The organism is Mesotoga sp., assembly GCF_035363035.1.
Taxonomy (GTDB): domain Bacteria; phylum Thermotogota; class Thermotogae; order Petrotogales; family Kosmotogaceae; genus Mesotoga.
Genome location: NZ_DAOSEH010000132.1, coordinates 1 through 4012, shown reverse-complemented (window position 1 = coordinate 4012; position 4012 = coordinate 1). Strand labels below are relative to the sequence as shown.

The following is a 4012-nucleotide window of genomic DNA, read 5'->3' as shown; positions in this document are numbered from 1 at the left end:
AAGCCGCGCTTGACGAGGCGATCATCGCAGAATTCATGAGACTCAATCCGGAATACGAAGTGGTTTACGAACCGGTTCCCGGCGATTACTACCAGAAGATTCTGACCGATATCGGTGCCGGAACACCCCCCGATGTCATTCTGCTGGACGCCGAAATGATCCCGGCCTTCGTGGAGGGCAAGTATCTGACCGATATCAACCCCTTCATAAGCAGGCTGAGCAGGGAGGGCGCTAGCGGAACGAACCTCGACGAGTACTTCCCCGTTCTCGTCGACATCTTCAGGTCGGGAAGGAGTCTATACGCGCTTCCCAAAGATACCAGCCCGATAGGAATCTTCTACAACAAGAACGTTTTCGACCAGTTCGGAGTCCCTTATCCGCCGGAGAACGGCTGGACGATGGAGGAGTTCGCCGAGACAGTCAAGAAGCTGAGCAAGGACACCGACGGCGACGGAAAGAACGACGTCTGGGGTTTCTCCTTCCCTTCCTGGGTAGGCGTGGTAGTGCCTATCCTCTGGGCAGGCGGTGGCGAGGTTTTCAGCCCGGACTTCACCAAGACTTCTGGGTACCTCAACAGCGACGTGAACGTCGGTACCTATAACTTCTACATGGATCTCCTCGCCAAGGGCTATGCGCCGACGCCGCAGGAAGCCAGCTCTCTGGGCGGAGCTTCGGCACTGTTCTACACCGGCAAGGTTGCCATGATTATCACCGGCCGCTGGTTCAACGTCTCTATCAAATCACAGATCGCGAAGGGAGCGGATCTCAAGGTCGGAGGCGCCTCGATACCTTACGCGAGCGAGGAAAGCAAGGCAACGATCACCTACGCTTCCGGCTGGGCCGTACCTTCAAACGTAGCCGACAAGTCCGGCGCGACCAAGCTGGCCGCCTTCCTGTCGAGCGAATACGCGCAGACCAAGAGATGCCTCGAAGGAGGACTTGCGGTCTCGGCTATCAGGAGCATAGCCGAGCTTCAGGCCGCCAAGGACGCGCTCGATTCTACCTTCATAGGTATGCTCGACTACGCCAGGGTACCGGTGGGCTCGCTGACGAAGTATTACAGACCCCAGTTCGAGGATACGTGGGCCGAGGCCTTCGACAGGATGAACGTCGGAGGAGAGACCGTCAAACAGGCCATGGATTGGGCAGCTGCGACGATCGACCAGTACATTGAGAAGGGTGAAAAGTAACAGGTTTTCCTGAGGAGCGGCCGTCGCGCCGCTCCTTTCCTTATTCGGGAGGGATGGCTTTGAGGCACAACAAACTTCTGATAGGTCTTTTTATATTCGTAGCGCTTCTGATGCTGTCGGGGTTCGCTATTCTCAATTTATACGCGGCCGATGGTTATTCCAGTTACGCCCGGGAAAGCGAGTCCTCTCTGCTCAAGAGCATGAAGCTCAACTACCAGAACCTTGCGGCCGAGATAGACGGCGAACTGTATCCGCTGGTCGACGATCCGCAGGCTGTCGGAAGCGTTGTTGAAGGTCTTTCAGACGATATAGTCTTCGCCGCCCTGTACGATTTAGACGGCAAACTGCTCGAAGACTTCGGCTACTCCGTTCCCGACGATCTGTCGTCTTCGATTTTCTTCGAGAATCTGACCTTCTCCAGCGGACTACCCAGGGCCGAAGTTTCCAGATTCAACGATAAGCTGTATATCCAGGCCGGAATTCTGACACTCGAGGACACTGTGTTTGTTGTCCTTCTCGACAGATTCGACGGCTTGCTCACAAACTCTCTGAGCGCATACGATAGAGAACTTCTGGTCTATTACGGAGATGAAGACAGTTTCAAGGCGCCTGCCGGTGCGCCGAAAATCGATCAGGCCCTGCTCCGCGACCTCTTCAAGAGAACCATGAACAGCCAGCGGCCGGAATCGGCGGAGATATCTTCAGCCGACGGAGAAATGATAGTGAACGCCCTTGCGATCTACGATTCCGATAACTGGGATGTCATTTCCTTTTTCTCGACGGTGACCACGCCGGCCATCTGGAAGAGAGGAATCGGTTCTCTGGCCGTTTTCATTTGGGTTTCCGGGATCGCCTCGCTGATTTTCGCGCTTTTCTTGCTTTATGTTTACTTCAAGAAAGTTCAAAAGGATCCGAAGATGAAGAAGTCCACGCGCTTTCTGTACTGTCTGTCGGCCTTTCTCCCCGCCATCGTCATGGTCGCGGTATTCGGTTACGTCGTCTACGGGGAGTCGCTCGAGGCTCTCAGCGATGCGGTGGCCATGAAGAACGCCAGGGGATGGTTCGGGGACGTAGAACGCTTTCTGGAGGTTGAAGGCGCCGACTCTCCGGCCGAATTCATAGAAAGATCCAGGGAGACTACCGGTGCGAATTTTGTGATGCGTGAAGGGGGTTCGCTCCTGGCCTCCAACCTCACCGAAAGGAGACTTTCGAACCTCGAGATTATCTCCTCATCCACGGTCGAAGGGGGAATCGTGAAGGGAACGGCGAAACTCAACGACGTTCTGCACACCTACGCGACCGGAGAGATCTCCGGGATCGAAACCACCGTTCTGTACGAGGAGACGTCCAGAGAGAACGCCGTGCTTTCGATACAGTTCTTCGCGATCGGTATGATTCTGACCTTGCTGGTGATGGCTGTCGTGAGCGGCTTCATAATAAACAATATCCAGTCCAGCATATTGATAAAGCGGACCTTCATAGGTTACGGCTTTCTAATGCCGGCGCTGGTCCATCTGATCTGGTGGGCGGTTGGCCCGATGGGCTTCGCCCTCTTCCTGGCCTTCAGGAGATGGAGCATAGTGGACGCCGCCAAGCCTTTCGTGGGGCTGGAAAATTTCATAGAGATCTTCGGCGATTTCAAGTTCTGGAACGCGCTAAAAAACACGGCCGTTTATTCGATCTACGTCCCGATAGGCATGTTCATCTCTCTTCTTTTGGCTATCGCAGTTAACAAGCTGGGGAAACTTTCTATCGTTTTGCGGGTCCTTTACTACCTCCCGGTCGTCACGGCCGGCGTCGCAACGACCATAGTCTGGCGCTGGATCTTCAACCGCGACTTCGGCGTTCTCAACTTCATTCTCGGGCTGGTGGGGATCAAACCGATAGCCTGGCTTGAATCGCCCCAGTTCGCGCTGATCTCGATGATGATAATCGGTGTGTGGTCGGCCATAGGAAGCCAGTTACTGATCTTTCTAGCCGGCCTGCAGGGTATCCCCAAGGACTTCTACGACGCCGCCAGCGTCGATGGAGCGAGCAAACCGAAGATCTTCTGGAAGATAACCCTCCCGTTGTTGAAGCCCACTAGCCTCTTCGTACTGGTGACGAGTGTGATAGGGTCCTTCCAGGTCTTTACGCCGATATACGTTCTCACCCAGGGAGGCCCGCTGAGATCGACCGACGTCGTTTTCTACCACATCTGGCAGTCGGCCTGGGTGGATATGAGAATGGGGTACGCCGCCGCCCAGTCGTGGATACTCTTCCTTTTGCTGGCCGTTCTGACCTTCGTCGAATTCAAGCTCTTCGGCAAAGAAAGCTGGCAGGCGTACTTCTGAGAAGGGGAGTGAGGGTATGAGAGACAACAAAATCATGACGATTATAACCAGGATAGTTATTATGGCCCTTTTGATTCTTCTGGGTCTATCCACTCTCCTGCCGTACATACTGATGATCTCCTTCTCTTTCATGGCAGAGTTCGAAATGTACAGACTTCCGCCCAAGTTGATCCCCGATGTCCTCCGCCTGGAGAATTACGTGGAGATGTGGAAGTCGCAGCCCTGGGGAAGATACATCTTCAACACGCTTTTCGTGACTGTCTGCGTGCTGATCGGACAGATAATACTGGTGGCCATGGGGGGATACGCGCTTTCGAGGCTTCACTTCCCCGGCCGGGACTTCATGTTCAAGCTCTTCATCACTTTCATGCTCCTGCCCGGCGTCGTGACGCTGATACCGGGCTTCATAATTCTCCACTCTCTCGACTGGGTGGATACTTACTGGGCGATGATCGTTCCGGCGCTGGGAAACATCTGGGGAATGTTTTT

General features: G+C 54.5%; 3 protein-coding genes. All 3 read left to right on the top strand.

Annotation, left to right across the window (positions count from 1 at the left end; genetic code table 11):
• On the top strand, nt 1–1190 hold a 1190-nt coding region (locus PKX57_RS11515; RefSeq protein ID WP_472417452.1), incomplete at its 5' end, for an extracellular solute-binding protein.
• A 59-nt stretch (nt 1191–1249) separates the two neighbouring features.
• Nucleotides 1250–3523: a carbohydrate ABC transporter permease gene (locus tag PKX57_RS11510; protein WP_472417450.1), complete on the top strand. Its 2274-nt coding sequence runs from the start codon at nt 1250–1252 to the stop codon at nt 3521–3523.
• A gap of 16 nt (nt 3524–3539) precedes the next feature.
• Nucleotides 3540–4012: carbohydrate ABC transporter permease (locus PKX57_RS11505; RefSeq protein ID WP_472417448.1), on the top strand; the 473-nt coding region annotated here is incomplete at its 3' end.